This is a genomic window from Ochrobactrum sp. SFR4, from assembly GCF_019730395.1.
In the GTDB taxonomy this organism is placed as follows: domain Bacteria; phylum Pseudomonadota; class Alphaproteobacteria; order Rhizobiales; family Rhizobiaceae; genus Pseudochrobactrum.
The window spans coordinates 1-407 of the sequence record NZ_JAAPBB010000274.1 but is presented as its reverse complement, the minus strand read 5'-3'; the positions used below and the strand labels follow the sequence as shown (position 1 = coordinate 407).

Annotated in this window: 1 protein-coding gene; it reads right to left on the bottom strand. The window is 46.4% G+C overall.

Features of this window, described 5'->3' with window-relative positions:
• Positions 1–141 precede the first annotated feature (141 nt).
• Positions 142–396 (bottom strand): type II toxin-antitoxin system ParD family antitoxin, encoded by a 255-nt coding sequence (locus HBA93_RS18955; RefSeq protein ID WP_221724332.1) that lies wholly within the window; start codon positions 394–396, stop codon positions 142–144.
• Between the last annotated feature and the right edge of the window lie 11 nt (positions 397–407).

Genomic DNA, 407 nt, shown 5'->3' with positions numbered 1-407 from the left:
GGGGATTATCAGCAAGCAGATCGAACATTATGAACAACTCATTATGGTACTGTTCAGCCTGTGCAATTCCGAATATGCGCGCACCTTGTTCAGCAATCGTAATGATATCGTCTTCAGCAGCGCGGGACAGAATAATACGCATTATTCGATGTCAGTTGTTGTTGCCACACGGGCAACGGCCGCTGCAAAAAGTTGATCTTTAGACCGGTTGCCAAGACCACTTTTGAGACCATCATCAACAAAGCGCTGCATAGCCGCAATTTTGTCATTACGCATTTGGTCCTTGCGGATAAGGTCACGGACATAATCGCTGCTGTTAGAATAACGTCCAATCTTTGCCTGCGTCTCAACCCAATCTTTCATTGGATCTGGCAGGGATATGTTCATCGTAGCCATATGAGCCTCCA